The organism is Megasphaera sp. An286 (genome assembly GCF_002163455.1).
Taxonomy (GTDB): domain Bacteria; phylum Bacillota; class Negativicutes; order Veillonellales; family Megasphaeraceae; genus Megasphaera; species Megasphaera stantonii.
In genome coordinates this window covers 17,277-35,707 of sequence record NZ_NFIY01000024.1, presented here as the reverse complement: position 1 = coordinate 35,707, position 18,431 = coordinate 17,277, and the positions used below count along the sequence as shown (strand labels likewise).

Genomic DNA, 18,431 nt, shown 5'->3' with positions numbered 1-18,431 from the left:
CACAACAGATACGACAGAATTTAAATACTATGAAGTGGATGCCCAAGGGCATCTGACGCAGCATAAGCTGTATCTGGATCCCTTTATGGATATGTTCAATGGAGAAATCCTCAGCTATAGAATAGGGAACCGTCCTTCGGCCGAAAATATATTAGAAGCACAGGCGGAAGCGATCCGCATCACGGCGGATTGCCCCTATCGCCGAACCTTCCATTCCGACCAGGGTTGGGCATACCAAATGAAGGCGTACGTCCGTAAGCTCAAGCAAGAGCGGATTTTTCAAAGCATGTCCCGGAAAGGCAACTGTCTGGATAATGCGGTGATGGAGAACTTCTTCGGCTTACTGAAACAGGAAATGTACTACGGCGTCGTGTATTATAGCTACGAAGAATTGAAATCAGCCATCGAACAGTATATCAAGTACTATAACGAACAACGAATCAAAGAAAAACTAGGCTGGAAGAGTCCTGTCCAATACAGGCGGTCTCTATCCGCTGCATAAAAAAGTAACGAGATAGCAAAAACTACCTCGTTACTAAAGTCTAACTTTTTGGGGTCACATCAAATATATTTCTGAGACTTTTTTTGCGCCCAGTCTAATCCAGCAGTTTTGCCACGAGCTTTACCGTCGAGATGCAACCCATCAGGCCGTCGACCTGGCGGGATTCGGAAATGCCCGTCTTGCACCACAAGGCGAAGTGTTCGCAGTTGTTTTCCAGCAAATCGTAGGATTTTTCGCCAATGCGCCGCCTGGCCCTGGCTATGGTAGACTGAGGCGTATACAGATGAAACTGCTCCTTAGGCTCTTCTTCGCCGACGATGGCCTCCAAGGCCGAGCGAAATATGTCCCACCACGAATCATCATCGTCATCGCGATGGTCGTCCTCAGAAAAGTCGCATACATAGTAGGTCTCATCGCCGTCTAAAAACTCCTCCATAGAAGCCTCGTGAATGCAGGCCTCGTCGGCGTCAAACTTGAATTCGCCCTTCGGCGGTGCATAGTGTATAACCCGGTCATGGCCGACATATACGCCGAAATGGCGAAACAACCCCCGGTCTACGAATATGACGTCGCCGGCCTTTGCCTTCTTCTTTGCCATCGTTTCTACCTTCCTGTCTGTCCATTGCGCTAGAGCCGCCGCTCAGCGCCCGCTTATATTCATTATATCATATCCATTCAACGATAAACGCACAAAAAAACGCGGCCCCTCTGCCGGGACAGCCGCGTTGTGCCTTGCTTATAGAATTTTCGAAAGGAAGGACTGTGTCCGTTCTTCCTGAGGATGGAAAAAGATATCGTCAGGCTTGCCTTCTTCGAGGATATAGCCGCCGTCGATGAACAAGACGCGGTCGGCTACTTCGCGGGCAAAGCCCATTTCGTGAGTGACGATAGCCATGGCCATACCTTCCTTGGCCAAGTCCTTAATGACGTCCAGTACTTCCCGGACCATTTCCGGGTCGAGAGCTGATGTCGGTTCGTCAAAGAGCATGAATTTCGGCTTCATCGCCAAGGCGCGGGCAATGGCAACACGCTGCTGCTGGCCGCCGGACAAGGTTCCCGGATAGGCGTCCTTCTTATCGGCCAAGCCGACCTTTTCCAAGAGCTTAATTGCCGTTTTTTCCGCATCTTCCCGCGATTCGCCTCTCGTCTTCATCGGCGACAGGACGATATTTTCCAATACGGTCATGTGAGGAAATAAATTAAAGCGCTGGAAGACCATGCCGACTTCCTTGCGGATACTGTTGATGCTCTTGGCATCGCTCATGCTGATGCCGTCAACGATGATTTCACCGGCTGTAGGATGTTCCAGATAGTTTATGCAGCGAAGGATAGTGCTCTTGCCGGAACCGGACGGGCCGATGATGACCACGACTTCTTTATCGTGAATGGTCAAGTCGATGCCCTTCAGGACATCGTGCTTGCCGAAGCTCTTTTTTAATCCTTTAATTTCTATCATCCGTTGCAAACCTCCGTTCCAAGAAGCTGACCAGCTGGGCAATGCTCAGGGTCATGATTAAATACAGGGCCGCGACGGTCATCCAGATTTCAAAGGAGCCGTAGGTCTTTGCGATAATGAGCTGACCGCGGCGCGTCAATTCTTCAAAGCCGATGACCGAAACCAAGGACGTTTCCTTGGTCATGGAAATGAATTCGTTGCCCAAGGGCGGGATGACATTTTTAAAAGCCTGAGGCAGGATGATGTACCGCATCGTCTGCATCCACGACAACCCCAGGGAACGGCCTGCTTCCATCTGTCCCTTATCGACAGCCTGAATGCCGGCACGGAAGATTTCCGATACGTAGGCGCCGCTGTTGATCGAGCAGGCGGCAACGGCGGCGACAAAGGGATTGATGCGCTCGCCGATAATCATAGGCAGGGCAAAGTAAATCAGGAAGATCTGTACCAGCATAGGCGTACCGCGGATGATATTTACATAGCAAATCGCAATGACCCGCAGGATCTTAATGCTCGACAGGCGGCAGACGCTGGTGATCAGGCCCAGGATAAAGCCTAAGGCCACGGCAATAGCCGTGATTTCAATCGTAACGGCAGCACCGGTGAGCAGCAAGGGCAAGGAGTCTATAATAAGACTAAAATCAAATGACATAAAAAACACTCCTATTCCGCAACAATATGCATAAAACATGCAATTACCAGATAAATTATACCTTGACCTATTATAATTGCATTTTTATGCGTTGTCAACGCATTATTCCCTTATCGGCCCAACATATGAACAAGTTGGTACATATTATCGCTGATGGGGAAATGGAAATGCGGCGCTTCGGAATACGGCGTCGCGGCGATGCGGCGGCCAATGAGTCCGATAACGCAGTTATATGTTCCCGCCAGCAGGGAATCAATGGCTTTCTGAGCGTATAAGCCAGCCATGGTAGCGTCGAGGGCGCTGGGCGCGCCGCCGCGCTGTACATATCCGAGAACGGTCAGATTCGGTTCGAGATAGGTGTGCTCTTTGATGTAATCCACGACATCCGTTCCCTTAGCCGCACCTTCCGCAACGACGACAATGCTGCTCAGCTTGCCGATGCGGTGCGATTCTGCCAAGTGCTCGCACAAGCGCGGCAGGTTTACTTCATGCTCCGGCACGAGAACCGCTTCCGCCCCGGAGGCCATGCCGGCGTACAAGGCGATGAAGCCGGCGTTGCGGCCCATAACTTCGATGACGGCAACCCGTTCATGAGATGAGGCCGTATCGCGGATTTTATTGATCGATTCGAGAACGGTATTGACCGTCGTATCGAAACCGATGGTGTACTGGGTTCCCATCATGTCGTTGTCGATAGTTCCGGGGATAACCATCGTTGGAATCCCGCAGTGGCTCAGCGCCTGGGCACCGCGCATGGAGCCGTCGCCGCCGATGACGACGAGGGCGTCGATTTCCAGGGACCGCAGGTAATCTGCCGCTTCCTTCTGCACGTCTTTTTCCATAAATTCCAGACAGCGGGCTGTGCGCAGGATCGTACCGCCGCGGTGGATGATGCCGCCGACAGTCCTGCGATCCAAGGTTATCGTTTCATGACGAAGCAGTCCTTCGTAACCGCGGATAATCCCTTCAACAGCCAAACCCTTTTCAATCGCATAGCGCGTTACGCCGCGAATAGCCGCATTCATGCCCGGGGCGTCGCCGCCGCTGGTCAATACGCCGATTTTACTAATCATGATGACATCATACTCCTTTTTCTCTGGCAATAAACTGCACTTTCTTTTCTTCTATCTTCTGGACAATCGTATCTACGATTTGCGATGCGCCGCCGCGTGTCGTATCGACGACACAATCGCAGTAGGGATAGATTTCTTCCCACTGGCGCATCATCTTATGGACAAATTCCCGTAAGTTGTCGTAATCGACAGTAGGCCGCTTGCCGATGTGACGGCTCACCCGCTCTTCTACGCGGAACGGCTCCGACAAAAGGGCGATAATGAAACCATGGCGGTGCAAAATCCGGTAGGTCTCTATACTCATGGGAAAATTGCCGCCAAAGGAAATAACCGCTTCGTGATAGCGGCTGACCTGCTGCAGGACGTTGAGCTCCCGTTCGCGAAACCCCTTTTCGCCGGCATGGGCGTAGAATTCGGCGATGGTCATGCCGACGGCCCGCTCGATGCGCCGGTCCGTGTCGACGAACTGCCATCCTAGACGCTGAGCCAGTTTTCGTCCTATATGACTTTTGCCGCTCCCCATCATGCCTACGAGAACAATATTCCGTTTCATCGTCGCACCTCCCTTGCTTAGTATTCTCCATCTTTGGGTACGTTTTCTATTATAGCAAAATTTTTCTATCTTGCCACATGAAAATGATAGAAAAAGGCGCATTTTACATATAATTTCTTTCAAAAATATGTAAGATGCTCCTTGTATTTCTTTTTGGTCCCAATGATACTGCCGGATGACCGACGGACGAGGCGGGCTGTTCGCGACCCTGCGGGGGACGAAATGTCTACCCTACTCCGGGTAAATGCGGAACCATGCCGCATACATCGTCGGCAGGACTAGTAAAGTCAGCACGGTCGCGCCGAGAAGGCCGCCGGCAATGGCCACGGCCATCGGTCCCCAGAAAATGCTGGTCATGAGGGGAACCATGCCGAGAATCGCCGCCGCAGCCGTCAGCATGATCGGGCGGAACCGCAGGACGGCCGAGTCGATGACGGCGTGCCACGGGTCTTCACCGGCAGCCAAATGCTGCTTAATCTGGTCGATGAGGATGACCGAATTGCGGATGATCATGCCGCCCAGGGCCAAGATGCCCAGATACGCCACAAACCCCAGAGACTTGCCGAGCAGCAGCATGGCGATGGCTACGCCGACAACGCCCATAGGAGCTGTAATCAGGGTCAGAGCCATGAGAGAGACGCTGCGGAGCTGGATCATGAGCAGGGTCATGATGAGCAGCACCATGACCGGCACGGGCTTGAGCAGATATCCCAGGGATTTTTGGCTGTTTTCCAAATCGCCGTCTACTTCAATGGAATACCCGAAGGGCAGACTACTGCGGATGGCCGCCGTGTCGTCGTAGGCCTTCTGCGTCGCGTCGTTGGCCGTACCGGAGCGAATCGTCCCTTCGACGGTGATGGTCGGCTTCAAATCGCGCCGCCAGATAAGGCCCTCTTCAGCGCCGTAGGAAATCATCGCCACCTGCTCCAGCGGCACGTAGCCTGCCGTGCCGGCGTAGACGGGCAGGCTGCGGATACGGGATAAATCATTCCGCCCGTCCGGCGAAAGGCGAAGCTGGATGGCGATGGTCTTGTCAGGAGCCCCGTAATACTCGGCAATCGTCGCGCCGCTCAGTTCCGTATACAGCGTCTGGGCAATGGTCTGACCCGATGCGCCCATAGCCCGCAGCTTGTCCTGATCGAGGCGAACCTGGACGATTTCGCTCTTCTGCTTCCAGTTGAGGAAGACCTGGCGGACGTTCGGGTCCTGCCGCACCGCGTCGGCGGCCTGGGCAGCGTAGGCCTTCACCTTGTCTATGTCATAGCCGGACACGCGCAGCATGATAGGATAATCCGAAGGCGGCCCCAGGGGGATGCTCTTGATATTGCAGCGCACGCCGGGCTGTCTTTCTTCTATTTCGCGCCGTATATCCTCGGCCAGGGCTTCCCGCCCCTCTACGTCGGCCGCTACGACGACGAACTGGGCGTAATTGTCAGCCGGAAGGACGGGCTCCAGGGTCAGGACAAAGCGGGGCGCCCCTTCGCCGACATAATAAGAATAATTTTTTATCTGGCCGGTCTTCGTATCCAGATACCGGGCTAAGTGGGCCGCTTCCTTTTCCGTCGCCGCCAGCGACGAGCCTTCGGGCAGGGTCATTTCGACGATGATTTCCGGCCGCAGGGACGGCGGGAAAAATTCCTGGGGAATATACTTCATCAGTCCCGCCGCGGCAATGCACAACGCCGCCGTGCCGCCTATGACGGCCCGCCGATGAGACAGGCACCATACGAGAACGGTGCGGAACCCATCGTAAAAGCGGTTTTGGTACAGCGTCTCTTCCGTCTTAACCGCTTTCACCCGGATGAGATAGTACCCAAACAAGGGCGCAGCCATGACCGACACGAGCCACGACAGCACCAGGGCCGACAAGATGACCGGGAACAAGGCCTGACAAAATTCCGATGCCGCGCCGTCGGAAAAGGCCACGGGAATAAAACCGGCGCAGGTGACGAGGGTCCCCGTCAGCATGGGCTTGGCCGTCACCTTAAAGGCATGGCAGGCCGCGTCGAGACGGTTCATGCCCCTCTCAAGCTGGACGCTCATCATTTCCACGGCGATGATAGCGTCGTCGACGAGAAGGCCCAGGGAAATGATCAGGGCCCCTAAGGATACCTTGTGCAGGTCGATGCCGGCCACTTCCATGACGCAGAATACGCCCGTCAGGACCAGGGGAATACAGCAGGCTACGACGAGGCCCGTCCGCAGGCCCAGGCTCAGGAAGCTGACGGCCAGCACGATGAGGATAGCTTCGCGGAGGGTATCGACGAAGTCGTCGATGGATTCCTCGACGACCTTAGGCTGGTCCGACACCTGATGGAGCTCCATACCGGCTGGTAAATTTTGCTTGACGTACTGCTGCATCTTTTCCAGATTGTTTCCTAATTCCAATATATTGCCGCCGTTTTTCATGGACAAGGCAATGCCCACGGCAGGCTTGCCGTCGAAAAACATCTTCGGGTCTGCCGGCTCCGTATAGCGCCGTTCGACGGAAGCGATATCGCCGAGGCGGAACAGACGGCCGTTGGCGTTTATGGGCAGGTTGCGGATGCTTTCCAAATCGTCAAAGACGCCGCTGACGCGGAGGTATACGTTGTCTGATTCCGTATCGACCATGCCGGCCGGCGTCATAGCGTTCTGCCCGCTGACGGCGTCGGAAATAGCCGTCGGCGGAATTCCCAGCTCGGCCAATTTATCGTTGGCAACTTCTATGTAGACTGCTTCCGACTGCTCGCCGACGAGCTCTACCTTGCTCACGTCGTCGACGGTCAGCATGATGCGGCGGATTTCCTCGGCCTTCTGCCGTAGCTCTTCATAGGAGTAGTCGTCGCCGGTTACGGCGTACACCGAGCCGTATACGTCGTCGAAGCGGTCGTTGAAGAACGGCCCGACGACGCCGTCAGGCAGCTCCGATTTCATGTCTTCCGTCAAATTGCGCACCTCGTGCCACGTGTCGCGGATACTGTCCCGCGGCGCCTGGTCGGTCAGGTACACGTAAATGACCGTTTGGCCGGGGCGGGAATAGCTTTTCAGGTAGTCGAGGTTCGGCGTATCCTGGAGCTTCTTTTCGATTTTATCCGTCACCTGCTCTTCCATCTGCCGGGCCGTCGCGCCGGGCCAGGCGGCAGTGACGACCATTTGCCGCACTGTATAGGCCGGGTCTTCCATGCGGCCCAGCTTCATATAGGAAAAGACGCCGGCAATAGCGATGACGATGATGAAATACCAGACGAGGGTTCTGTTTTTAATAGCCAGTTCCGATAAGTTTCTCATGTACCCTCACCTTCCGTTCGTACCGTCTGCCCTTCGCGCAGCATATGGACGCCGGCTGTGACGACGACATCGCCGGCGGCAAGGCCCGTCACGGCGACGGTATTATCGCCGAAGCCTTCGACGGAAACAGTCTTCAAAGATAAGGTCCCGTCTTTGCCGACGACCCAGACCTGCGGCGCATCGCCTGTCTGGTACAGGGCAGATAAGGGCAAGGTATACGAGCCGCTCCCATCTGCCGCGCTGACATGCACGCTGGCCGTCATGCCCAGCTGCATGCCTTCTGGAGGTGACGGAACGGCGACGCGCACGGCGTAGGTACGGGAAGCCGCATCAGCCATGGGCGATACTTCCCGTACCGTCCCCTGAGCCGTCTGACCGGGCAGGGCCCAAAAGGAAAGGGTTACGGCCTGTCCGACGGGGAATTCAGCCAGCTTGTTTTCAGGCACGTCGATCTGCACCTCCAGTTCGCCAGAATGGACGAGGGTCAGCACAGTCTGGCCAGCGGCAACGACCTGCCCTACTTCGCCAGAAAGAGCCGATACGACGCCGTCGGCGTCAGCCGTCAAATTCGTATAGGACAGCTGGTTCTCCTGAGCCTGCTGCAGAGCGGCCGCCTGCTGGTATTGGGCTGCCGCCTGGTCGTAAGCCGTCTGATATTGGTCGAGGGCGGCGGCGCTCACGGCGTCCTGGGCAAAGAGCTGCTTGTAGCGGGCCAGATTCGCTTCGGCTAATTGAAGCTGGGCTTGGGCCGCACTGACCTGGGCCTGAGCCTGGTACACGGACTGGACGACGTCCTTAGGGTCCACCGTCATGAGGACGTCGCCGGCATGGACGACGCTGCCGAGCTGGACGTTGCGCGCCGTAATGCGTCCTCCGGCCTGAAAGGCCAGGGCGCTTTCATAACGGCCCCGCACCGTGCCGGAGTAAGCGCTGCCTTCTCTTTCGGCCTCAGCGCCTACGGTGACAGTACGGACCAGCTGCGGCGCTTCCGTCTCTGCCGGCTGCTGGCCGCATCCGGCCGCCGCCGCGGTGAACACGACGAGAGCCGCGACATACAGCCACGTTTGCGATGCCTTCATATGTCATCCCTCCATTTCTCCGTCGGCTTTGTTCCAAGTCAGGGAGGCCGCGTTATCCGCCGCCTTCGTCATCCCCTGTATCGTAGTTTCTATAAGAGCGTCATCCATATCCTTGGTCAAGGCTCGAATCCATATTTCCGACAGGCGCAGCAGTTCTTTCTGAGCTTGCCGGGCCGTTTCTGTCAGATAAATATATTTAAAGCGCTTGTCCTTTTCATCCTGCCTGCGCCGTACATAGCCTTTTTCTTCCAGCGATTTGACGCAGCGGGCGATTAAACCCTTGTCGACGGATAATTGCCTGCTCAGCTCATCCTGGCTGCAGCCGTCGCCGCGGTACAGCTCGACGAGCAGCACATATTCGCTGTAGCCGATGCGCCACGGCCGGCAGGCGTCGGTAATATAAGCCTGGGAACGGCGGTTCAGCACGCCGAAGGTATATCGTATCTGCGAGTAATCCATAGGTAAGGCCTCCTTTTCGCCAACCATTCAGTTGACTTAATCAACTATCTATATATAGTATAACAGAGTTATCCCATCGGCACAAGAACAAACAAGCCTGTCCTTCCCCCTATCGTCATCACGGGGAAAGACAGGCTTTACGAATACATATATTGATGAAGTCAGGCGTTCCGCGTCAGCTTGTACAACAGGGCATTGCAGATCGCCGCGGCGACGTTGCTGCCGCCCTTGCGGCCTTTAGCGGCGATATAAGGCGCCCTGCCGGCCATAATAAGCTCCTTGGCATAGACGACGTTGACGAAGCCTACGGGAACAGCAATGACGAGCTCCGGCCGTATGTCTCCCTGCTCCATAAGCTCATGAAGGCGGATGAGGGCTGTCGGCGCGTTGCCGACGGCGATGATGACCGGCCCCTCGAGTCGGCAGGCCTTGTCCATGCAGGCGGCGGCCCGCGTCGTCCCTTTGGCCTTTGCTTCAGCAGCTACGTCGGCGTCGGCCATAAAGCAAACCTTGCGGCAGCCCAGCTTGTCGAGAGCGGCCTGACTGATGCCTGTACAAGCCATGTTCGTATCAGTCACGATAGTACAGCCTTGCCGCAAAGCAGCCAATCCCCGCTCCACGGCGGCATCGCTGAAGCGCAGCGTCCGGGCGTAATCGAAATCGGCGCTGGTATGGATGACCCGCTTAATGACGTCCTTTTCCATAGGCGGCAGGCAGATTTCCCCCAGTTCCTCTTCGATGATTTCCATGCTGCGCCGTTCGATGTCGGCCGGCAAAATATGTTCAATCTTCATGATGGCGTTCCTCCCTGTACATACGGCATGCGGCGACGAACCGGCGGGCCCAGTCCGGATTGCCCCAGAAATGAATGTGCGGATACGCTGCGACAATACGGCCTTCGCTGCGCCCGCAGGGCCACGATCGCCTTCCCGACGCCTTTCGGGCCGTAAAGGCAGCGCCGTTGTCCGTGCTGTCGGAATAATGAAATTCGTGGGCGCAGATGGTATCGCCGCGGCGGCAGAGCATCGTATCTTCTTCGGCTGTCAGCGTGACGTAGCCGAATCGGGTCAGGTGATCCGTCATCTTCGAACTTCCCGGCAGGACGCCGCACCAGGAAACGGATTGCTCTCCTGCGGAAAATTCTTCCAACAGGTACATAAAGCCGCCGCACTCAGCAACGCAGGGCATGCCATCTGACAAAGCCCGTTTTAAACTGCCCTTCATCGCGGCGTTGGCTGCTAAGGCTTCTGCGTAGAGCTCCGGATAGCCGCCGCCGAGGTACACGCCTTCGCAGTCAGGCAGCCTTTCGTCGTGGAGGGGACTAAAATATACCAGCTCCGCTCCCAGCTGCTTCAGCAAGGTCAGGCTGTCTTCATAATAAAAGCAGAAGGCTTCGTCCCTGGCCACAGCGATGCGGGCAGGCCCTGCCGGCTCCAGCACAGGCACTTCGTACGGCAAAGGCTGCGCTGACCGGGCCAGGGATACGAGAGCGTCCATATCGACAGACTGCATTGCCTGCTCGGCCAGCGCGTCTATTTTACTTCGGAAATCTTCAATCTCCCCGGCTGTGACCAATCCTAAATGGCGGCTGGCAAAGGCGCAGCCGGCCATGTCGGGAAAACAGCCGAAGGCGGTCAGTCCTGTCTCTTTCTCCCACGCGTCCTTAAAGTAGGCGTACACACCGGGCTTGACGTGATTGACGATAAACCCGGCAATCCGGCTGTCCCGCCGGAAGGCCGCCGTCCCCTTGATTTGAGCCGCCAGGGACAGTCCCGCGCCGGAGCCGTCGACGACGAGGACGACGGGCGTATTCGTGACCTTAGCCAAATCATAAGCACTGGCCTCGCTCGTCGTGCCGACGCCGTCGTAATAGCCCATGGCTCCTTCCAATACGGCGATATCTGCGCCGTCGCTGCCTGAGGCCAGCAGATAGCGGGCCGTCGCCGCCCCCTGCCCGCCTCTTCCGAATAAAAACAAATCCAGAGTATGAGACGCTGTCTGGAGGACGCGGCTGTGAAATAAGGGGTCGATGTAATCGGGGCCGCTCTTAAAAGCTGCCGCCGTCAATCCCATCTTCTGCAGGGCCCGCAGAAGCGCGCAGACGATGGTCGTTTTGCCGCCGCCGCTTTTAGGGGCGGCAATCATCAGCCGCGGCGTCCTCGTCTCCTTCATAGGCGTCCCTCCTTCGGCAGCGCCGTCAGGATATAGACGGGATTTTGCCCCGTCATCATGTGATACGGGCCGACGCGCCGGCTCTCTGCCGCGCTGAGCTGCGTAATATCCAGCGTATATCGGCCTTTGTCTTTATAATAGGCCGTAATGTCGGCCAGCGTTTCGATGGTAATCGCCGTCATGACGATGCGGCAGGCCGCGTTTTTTCCGTATATGCCGTCCAGGATATTCGCCATCTTTCCCTTCGTGCCGCCGATAAAGGCGCAGTCCGGCGCGGGAATAGGCTCCATCGTTTCGGCGGCGTCGCCCGGGATGATGGAAACGTTTTCCACGGCAAAGCGGCGGCAGTTTTCCTGCACCAGGGACAAGGCCTCTTCGTCGATTTCAAAGGCGAATACATGTCCAAAAGGAGTCTGGCGAGCCAGCTCGACCGTGCAGGACCCCGTACCGGATCCGATATCGTACACGCAGTCGCCGGCCTGCGGCGCCAGATGGGAAATGGCGACAGCCCGGACAGAACGCTTGGTCATAGGTGCGCCGCTGCGGACAAAGGCGTCGTCGGGCAGGCCGTGGACAGGCGTCGTCGTCGGCAAGGGATGATCGTTGTATATCATCATGACGGCCAGGCCGCCAATATCCTGCGCCGCCATCTCTTCCGCCGTGCCGGACAGGATTTGCTCGTCTTCATAGGATAAATTCTGTCCAACATCGACGCGGACATGGCCTAAGCCGGCCTGACACAGCTCCCGGCAAATCAGAGATACTGTATCGCTGCCGCCGGTCAGGCAGAATACCTTTTGATGGCCGTATACGGCGGCGGCGACGGACTCCCGGCGGCCATGCCGGCTGACGCAGTATGCGTCGTGCCATGGCGTCCGCACCTTGGCGGCAAAATACGCGAGGCTGCTGATGCCCGGGCAAGATATGACCGTACAGCCCGGAATGTCTGTCAGCAGCCGACCTAAACTAAAAAAGCCGACGTCGCCGGACACGACGACGGCCGCCGGCCCGTCTCCATCTTCCATAGACGCTAAGACGCGCCGTATTTCCGACGGTTTATACGTTGAAATTATGTTCTTTCCCAGGGAGGAAAAGGCCTCGGTCATGCGCCTGTCGCCCAAGATAACCCGGCTTTCTTCGACAGCCCGTTTCCCCTGTATCGTCAAAAAATCAGGATGTCCCGGCCCCATGCCGACGATGTATACCTTCATGCCCTTCCCTCCCCGCAGGCTGCCTGCCGCAGCCGTTTTATTACGTCTTCCAATGAAATTCCCCTTTCCGCCATCCGCTTCACGACGATAAGGACGGCGCCGGCCCGACGGGCTCCCTCTTCCTTTTCGCCATAGCCGCCGGCCTGCCCTGAGTCCTTGGTGACGACATAGGCCGCCTGGGTCTGGGCAAACATAGCGGCGTTCAGATCCGCTGAAAAGGGGCCCTGCATGCAGATCATATGGGCCGGGTCGTAACCCAGATTCAGCGCCCGCTCCAGCGACGACGGCAGGGGCAGGATGCGCAGGTAGATGCGCTCCCTGTAATCGGGAACGGCGGCGAAGATATCCAAATCCTTGCTGCCTGTCGTCAGGAATATCCTTCCCGTCGTATGACTCAGCATTTCCGCCGCCCCTTCCATCGAGTCGACTGTGACGACGCCGCCGTGCTCCGTACAGGGCCGGACAACGCGGCAATAGGGAACGTTATCTTCCCTGCAGGCGGCCTGTATATTTTCCGTAACCGCAGCGGCATAGGGATGGGTCGCGTCGACGGCCAGCCGTATATGATACCCGCGCAGAAAGGCAATCATAGCCTGCCGGTCCATGCGCCGCGTGACGACGCGGATATTATCAGCCTTAGGCAATAGGGCCGCGCCGTAGGCCGTGGCGACGGACACGTATACCGTCAGGGGCAGTCCCGCCGCGTATTCTGCCAGCAGCCGGCCTTCCGTCGTACCGCCGGCAATCCAGACGGCCGTCACAAGACGTACCCGCGCGGCGTCACCATCTTGCCCTTCAGCACCTTCGCCTGGCTGTTGCCGATAAAGACGGTGGAAAACATATCCAGCACCATGTCCTGCAGCTGTGTCAGCGTCGTGATCTCCGCCGTCTCGCCGTCGCGGCCGATATAGCGGACGACGCCGGCCGGCGTATTCCCCGGCCGATAGGCCTGAATAATCTGGCAGGCCTTGCGCAGATAGTCAGCCCGTTTTTTGCTGGCCGGATTGTACAGGACGATGACGAAATCGCCTTCAGCGGCGCAGCGCAGGCGCTTTTCGATGACTTCCCAGGGCGTAAGCAGGTCGCTGAGGGAAATGAGGCAGACATCGTGAGTCAAAGGTGCGCCCAGCAGAGCCGCCCCCGAGCAGGCCGCCGTCACGCCGGCCACGACGACGACGTCGATGTCATCGCAGTCCGCCGCCACTTCGTGCATGATGCCGGCCATGCCGTACACGCCGGCGTCACCGCTGGAAACGAGGGCCACCGTCTTGCCTTCGCGGGCCTTGTCTATGACCAAGCGGCAGCGGTCGGCTTCCTTCGTCATCCCCGTATCTAACAGCTCTTTATGAGAGTACTCTTCTTTTATCAGTCCAATATACGTAGTGTATCCAATAATGCAGTCGCAGCGGTCCAGCACCTGACGAGCCTCGGCCGTCATGCCGGCAGGGCCGCCCGGCCCGATACCGACGACATACACCGTATGCTTCATACCTTGTCCTCCTTCTTGCCGAACTGGACGACGTATTCTTCGCAGGCAATGGCTACAGTTACGCCGTCGCGGCCCGATTTTTCCAGCAGCAGCCGGCCGCCATGGCTGGATAAGACGGCAGCCCGTTCGCAGACGTTATCCGTACCGACGACGCGCCGCACAAAGCCTGACGAAATAAATTTTCCCGGCGCGTCGTTGAGCTGCCGCGCCGTATAGTAGCGCACCGGCAGATGGCGTGCCCGGGCAAATTCCGTAATACCTACTTCGTCCTTCTTTATATCAATCGTGCTGACATCGGCTACGGCATCCCAGCTCAGGTGGAGCTGTTCCATATCCTCGCCGACGCGGCGGGCGATGAAATCGGCGCTCGCGCCGCGGCGGCAGCCTACACCGATGTGCAGGATCGGCGGGCGGGCTACGACGGTCACGGCGAAGGGATGGCATTCGTCCTTTACCGTAACAGCTAGACCTGCCGGGCCCTGTTCGGCCTGCACCAGACTGGCCGGCACGTCGCCGCCTAAGGGAAAGTCGCTGTACAAGCCAGCCTGTCCCCGTTCGAGAAGAGCCGCGGCGAAGGCCTTGGCGTCGGTCAGAGACGACAAGCGCAGTCCCTGCACTGCCGCCCATTCGTCGACGGCAAAGAGATTGTTGACGTCCGTCGCCGTCGTGATGACGGCATGGCCGCCTAATCCCTTCGCCAGATACCGGGCGATGTTGTTCGCCCCGCCGATATGGCCGGACAGCAGGGGAACAACGTATTCCCCTTTTTCGTCGACGACCAGCACGGCCGGATCCTTCTCCTTGCCCCGCAGCTGCGGAGCGACAGAGCGCACGGCGATGCCTGCCGCGCCGACGAAGACGAGGGCCTCGGCGTTGCGGAAAGCCAGGCGGACGCTTTCGGCTACATTCAGTGGAAAGGGCCGCAGCACGGCCGGGTTCATAGGAATAAATTTATTCATCGTTTCATGGGTTACGATGAATCCCAATTCAGATAATACGGGGCCGATGCGCAAGCTCAGCGCCGTCCCCGCGGCGGTAAATGAAAAAACGACTGCTTCCATACCAATCTGCCTCCTCGTACGGGCATACCTTGCCGTATCCGGGCCGCCTTATTTCCTCTTTCCTTGGCGATACCCGTGGGTAAACGCAGGATCATATAATAAGCTTCTGTCATAGGCGCTGCCGAGAAACTCGCCGACGAGGATGAGGGCCGTCTTGTCGATGCCCTGTGTTTTGGCCGTCTCGGCCAGCGTACTGACAGTGCAGCGGCAGACCCGTTCTTCCGGCCACGACGCCTTGTAGACGATCGCTGCCGGCGTCTGTCCGTCGTATCCGCCTTTCTGCAGCTCCTCCTGCAGTCCTTCCAGCAAGCCGGCGCTGAGGAAAATGACCATCGTCGCCTGGTGGGCGGCATAATCGGCGATTTTCTGCCGGTCCGGCACAGGCGTACGCCCTTCCATGCGCGTGATGACGACGGACTGGCTTACGCCGGGCAGGGTGTATTCGGCCTGCAGAGCCGCCGCCGCTGCACAGAAGGAGCTGACGCCGGGCACGACGTCGAAGGCGATTCCCTTCTCCGCCAGGATATCCATCTGCTCGCGAATCGCTCCGTATACGGACGGGTCGCCCGTATGCAGGCGGACCGTGATCTTTCCTTCCGCCTCGGCTTGTTCCATGACAGAAATGACCTCTTCCAAGGTCATAGATGCGCTGTTTTTCACGACGCATCCCTCTTTAGCATACTCCAAAAGAGCCGGATTCACCAGAGATCCGGCGTAAATAATGACATCGGCCTGTTCCAGCAGGGATTTTCCCCGCAAGGTGATCAAGTCGGGCGCGCCTGGTCCGGCGCCGACGAAATGTACCATGGCAGCCTCCTATTCCTTGACCAGAACGACGGAAAAATACGGCCCGTCTTCTGCGTCCTTCAGCGACGTATATATCTTCTCCCCAGCCATGCCGCACCGCTCGACCATAGACGCGGCGTCCAGCCTGCCGGCGGCGGCCAAATCCTGTTTCAAATCAGCCAGCGGCCCCGCCGGCTTCATGACGACCTTGCTTCCGTCCATGGCCAGCAATTCCCAGCGGTCGCTCCGATTTCCGGGAATGATCGTCAGCGTTTCGTCCTTTTCGCACAAGGGCCGTCCCAATCGGGCCGCGGCGGCGCAGAAGCTGGGCACGCCGGGGATGATTTCCGTCTTGTAACCGTGTTTCTCGACGATGCGCTGGACGTACAGGCTTGACGCGTAGATCGTCGGGCAGCCCAGCGTAATGAGCGCCACGTCCAGTCCGGCCGCCAATTTTGCTTCCAGCGCCGCCGCGCCGTCTGCATGGGCTTGAGCCAGAGCGGCTTCATCACGGGTCATGGGGAAATCGATGTTCAATATGTCTTTTCCCTGCAAATCTACGTCGGCCATCGCGGCGACGGCCTGCAGCAGAATATCCTTAGCCGTCCCTACGCCGGCCCGTCCCTGCGGAGCAGCCAGCACCGGGCAGGCTTGAATGCGTTTTAACGCCTTGACCGTAATGAGCTCCGAATCGCCCGGCCCGACGCCGATGCAATATAAGGTTCCCTTCATCATGGTATCTCCCTTGTCGTATGATGTAAAAGCAGCTTCCTCGCCCGGCTCGTACAGCCCAGAACACCGTACGTATTAGAAAATATAACGGCGCCGGTCTGCACTTCGCCATGAACGCGCTGCTCCATGTAATATTCTATCTTTTGACACGTAAAGGCCATGACGGCCTCCCGCAGCCCTTCCTGCGTCAGGATGCGCACGGCTTCGTCCGTCGTCACGGCGTCGTATACGGCCCGTCCTGTCTTCCGGGACGCACCGCACAGCATAGCCGCCAGCGCCAGGAAAGACGTGCGCCCGTCGGCATAGGCTGAATGCGTGTTCATAATACCCTGAGCTACCTTGACCAGCTTGCCCAGATGGCCGATGAGCAGGATGTCCTCAAAGCCGCAATACAGGCCGTAGTCCAGAAGCTCGCCGACGTAGTTGCTGATCGTCACCCGCCTGGACACGTCGACACCCAACTGGCTGCAGCTGAAATCGACGCCGTAGTTTCCAAAGAAAGCCAGCAAATGCCTGTCGCCGGCAGCCTTGCGGGAATCCATTTCCAGCCGTATCGTATCGATGAGAGCTTTCTCGCTCATGGGCTCGACGATGCCCGTCGTCCCTAAAATAGATAAACCGCCGACGATGCCCAGGCGGGGATTGAAAGTCTTCTTCGCTACCTCTTCGCCGCCGGGAATGGAAATCGTCACGGCAAAGCCGCCGCCATAGCCGCAGGCTGTCCCTACATCTTCCAGAGCCTGGCAAATCATGCGGCGCGGTACGGGATTGATAGCCCATTCGCCTACAGGGCAGGCAAGGCCGGCTTTCGTCACCGTGCCGACACCCTCGCCGCCGCGAATAGCCACGCCCTGCGCCGTTAAGGCCACGTCGGCATAGACGAGCAGGCCGTTCGTGATATCCGGGTCGTCGCCGCCGTCCTTGACGACAGCGCAGCGCGCCTTGCCGGGCCGCATGGTGCTGTCTTGTATTTCCAAGGTCAGCACGACGCCCCTCGGCGTGGTAATCGATACGGCGGCTGCGGCCTCTCCCGTCAGAGCCATGCGGGCCGCCGCTTTCGCCGCCGCAGCGGCGCAGGAGCCCGTCGTATAGCCGCAGCGCAGCTTTTTGCCGCCTGTTACGGAAAATAAATCCATAGGCCCCTCCTTATCGTTCCAATCCCAGGGGGATTAAAGCCCTGCGGCCGTCTGACCTCTGAACCAGCTCGGCCTGTACACCGAAGACGCGGCGCATCAGATCCGGCGTCAGCACGTCGGCTGTACGTCCTGTGCAGACGATTTCTCCGTCTTTCATGACGATGGCCTGCTGCGTGTACTGCAGAGCCTGATTCATATCGTGAAGGACGACGACGATGGTCAGTCCTAATTTTTCGTTTATATGGTTCAGCAGGCGCATCATGTGCAGCTGATGGCGCATGTCTAAATACGTCGTCGGCTCATCCAAATATAAAATCGACGACCGCTGGGCTAACAGCATAGCCAGCCAGACGCGCTGCTGCTCGCCGCCCGATAACTGCTGGACCACGGCGTCAGCCTTGTCTTCCAGCCGGACGGCATGCAGGGCCTTTTCCACATACAATTCGTCCTTCGACGACGCCGGGCGGTAAAACGTCCGATAGGGAAACCGCCCCATGCGCGCCAATTCGCGAACCGTCATGTCGTCGGGAGCCTGATGCAGCTGAGGCAGCACGGCAATATGACGGGCCAGCTCCCGCCGGCTGAAGGAAGTGATGTCCCGTCCGAAAATAGTAATCGTCCCCTTGTCCGGCCGCAGCATGCGGCTCATGGTCTTGAGGAGCGTACTCTTGCCGCAGCCATTGGGCCCGACGACGGCCGTGATACTGCCCGTTTCAATGGAAAGGGTAACATCGCGCAGGATATCCCTGCCTCCCAGGGAAAGGGACAGATGCTCTGCCGAAACGGCGTAATCCATGGCT

General features: G+C 57.9%; 19 protein-coding genes. 1 reads left to right on the top strand and 18 read right to left on the bottom strand.

Going from position 1 to position 18,431, the window contains the following annotated elements; translation table 11 throughout:
- Positions 1 to 502: IS3 family transposase (locus B5F80_RS10015; RefSeq protein WP_143747183.1), on the top strand; the 502-nt coding region annotated here is incomplete at its 5' end.
- Between the two features lie 94 nt (positions 503 to 596).
- On the opposite strand, the gene B5F80_RS10010 is transcribed toward B5F80_RS10015, so the two are convergent.
- The 18 genes from B5F80_RS10010 to B5F80_RS09925 all read right to left on the bottom strand — a co-directional run bounded on the left by B5F80_RS10010 (position 597) and on the right by B5F80_RS09925 (position 18,427).
- Positions 597 to 1,100 (bottom strand): lecithin retinol acyltransferase family protein, encoded by a 504-nt coding sequence (locus tag B5F80_RS10010; protein ID WP_087478691.1) that lies wholly within the window; start codon positions 1,098 to 1,100, stop codon positions 597 to 599.
- Between the two features lie 138 nt (positions 1,101 to 1,238).
- Positions 1,239 to 1,958, bottom strand: a complete 720-nt coding sequence (locus B5F80_RS10005) for an amino acid ABC transporter ATP-binding protein (protein WP_087478690.1) — start codon at positions 1,956 to 1,958, stop codon at positions 1,239 to 1,241.
- The gene (locus tag B5F80_RS10000) at positions 1,945 to 2,610 is read right to left on the bottom strand and encodes an amino acid ABC transporter permease (RefSeq protein WP_087478689.1); all 666 of its coding nucleotides are present in this window, start codon (positions 2,608 to 2,610) and stop codon (positions 1,945 to 1,947) included. The genes B5F80_RS10005 and B5F80_RS10000 overlap by 14 nt, the downstream gene beginning before the upstream one ends.
- Before the next feature lie 110 nt (positions 2,611 to 2,720).
- On the bottom strand, positions 2,721 to 3,683 hold the full coding sequence (locus B5F80_RS09995; RefSeq protein WP_087478688.1) for an ATP-dependent 6-phosphofructokinase: 963 nt from the start codon (positions 3,681 to 3,683) through the stop codon (positions 2,721 to 2,723).
- Between the two features lie 7 nt (positions 3,684 to 3,690).
- A complete protein-coding gene (locus tag B5F80_RS09990; protein ID WP_087478687.1) occupies positions 3,691 to 4,236 on the bottom strand; it encodes a shikimate kinase in 546 nt (181 codons plus the stop codon).
- A gap of 231 nt (positions 4,237 to 4,467) precedes the next feature.
- Positions 4,468 to 7,506: an efflux RND transporter permease subunit gene (locus B5F80_RS09985; RefSeq protein WP_087478686.1), complete on the bottom strand. Its 3,039-nt coding sequence runs from the start codon at positions 7,504 to 7,506 to the stop codon at positions 4,468 to 4,470.
- Positions 7,503 to 8,585, bottom strand: a complete 1,083-nt coding sequence (locus tag B5F80_RS09980; RefSeq protein WP_087478685.1) for an efflux RND transporter periplasmic adaptor subunit — start codon at positions 8,583 to 8,585, stop codon at positions 7,503 to 7,505. The genes B5F80_RS09985 and B5F80_RS09980 overlap by 4 nt, the downstream gene beginning before the upstream one ends.
- A 3-nt stretch (positions 8,586 to 8,588) precedes the next feature.
- Positions 8,589 to 9,044: a MarR family transcriptional regulator gene (locus B5F80_RS09975; protein ID WP_158099982.1), complete on the bottom strand. Its 456-nt coding sequence runs from the start codon at positions 9,042 to 9,044 to the stop codon at positions 8,589 to 8,591.
- A gap of 161 nt (positions 9,045 to 9,205) precedes the next feature.
- Positions 9,206 to 9,838 (bottom strand): precorrin-8X methylmutase, encoded by a 633-nt coding sequence (locus B5F80_RS09970; protein ID WP_087478683.1) that lies wholly within the window; start codon positions 9,836 to 9,838, stop codon positions 9,206 to 9,208.
- On the bottom strand, positions 9,828 to 11,216 hold the full coding sequence (locus B5F80_RS09965; protein WP_204246391.1) for a cobyrinate a,c-diamide synthase: 1,389 nt from the start codon (positions 11,214 to 11,216) through the stop codon (positions 9,828 to 9,830). The genes B5F80_RS09970 and B5F80_RS09965 overlap by 11 nt, the downstream gene beginning before the upstream one ends.
- On the bottom strand, positions 11,213 to 12,427 hold the full coding sequence (gene cbiE / locus B5F80_RS09960) for a precorrin-6y C5,15-methyltransferase (decarboxylating) subunit CbiE (RefSeq protein ID WP_087478682.1): 1,215 nt from the start codon (positions 12,425 to 12,427) through the stop codon (positions 11,213 to 11,215). Before cbiE ends, B5F80_RS09965 begins: the two co-directional genes overlap by 4 nt.
- Entirely contained in the window at positions 12,424 to 13,188 is a 765-nt protein-coding gene (gene cobK, locus B5F80_RS09955) for a precorrin-6A reductase (protein ID WP_087478681.1), read from the bottom strand. The genes cbiE and cobK overlap by 4 nt, the downstream gene beginning before the upstream one ends.
- Complete coding sequence (gene cobJ / locus B5F80_RS09950; protein WP_087478680.1) at positions 13,185 to 13,916, bottom strand: precorrin-3B C(17)-methyltransferase; 732 nt, start codon at positions 13,914 to 13,916, stop codon at positions 13,185 to 13,187. The genes cobK and cobJ overlap by 4 nt, the downstream gene beginning before the upstream one ends.
- A complete protein-coding gene (locus tag B5F80_RS09945) occupies positions 13,913 to 14,977 on the bottom strand; it encodes a cobalamin biosynthesis protein (protein ID WP_087478679.1) in 1,065 nt (354 codons plus the stop codon). The genes cobJ and B5F80_RS09945 overlap by 4 nt, the downstream gene beginning before the upstream one ends.
- A 48-nt stretch (positions 14,978 to 15,025) precedes the next feature.
- Positions 15,026 to 15,784 (bottom strand): precorrin-4 C(11)-methyltransferase, encoded by a 759-nt coding sequence (gene cobM, locus B5F80_RS09940; protein WP_087478678.1) that lies wholly within the window; start codon positions 15,782 to 15,784, stop codon positions 15,026 to 15,028.
- A gap of 9 nt (positions 15,785 to 15,793) precedes the next feature.
- Complete coding sequence (gene cobI / locus B5F80_RS09935) at positions 15,794 to 16,498, bottom strand: precorrin-2 C(20)-methyltransferase (RefSeq protein ID WP_087478677.1); 705 nt, start codon at positions 16,496 to 16,498, stop codon at positions 15,794 to 15,796.
- On the bottom strand, positions 16,495 to 17,631 hold the full coding sequence (gene cbiD / locus B5F80_RS09930; protein ID WP_087478676.1) for a cobalt-precorrin-5B (C(1))-methyltransferase CbiD: 1,137 nt from the start codon (positions 17,629 to 17,631) through the stop codon (positions 16,495 to 16,497). The genes cobI and cbiD overlap by 4 nt, the downstream gene beginning before the upstream one ends.
- 10 nt (positions 17,632 to 17,641) lie before the next feature.
- On the bottom strand, positions 17,642 to 18,427 hold the full coding sequence (locus tag B5F80_RS09925) for an ABC transporter ATP-binding protein (RefSeq protein ID WP_087478675.1): 786 nt from the start codon (positions 18,425 to 18,427) through the stop codon (positions 17,642 to 17,644).
- Positions 18,428 to 18,431: the final 4 nt, after the last annotated feature.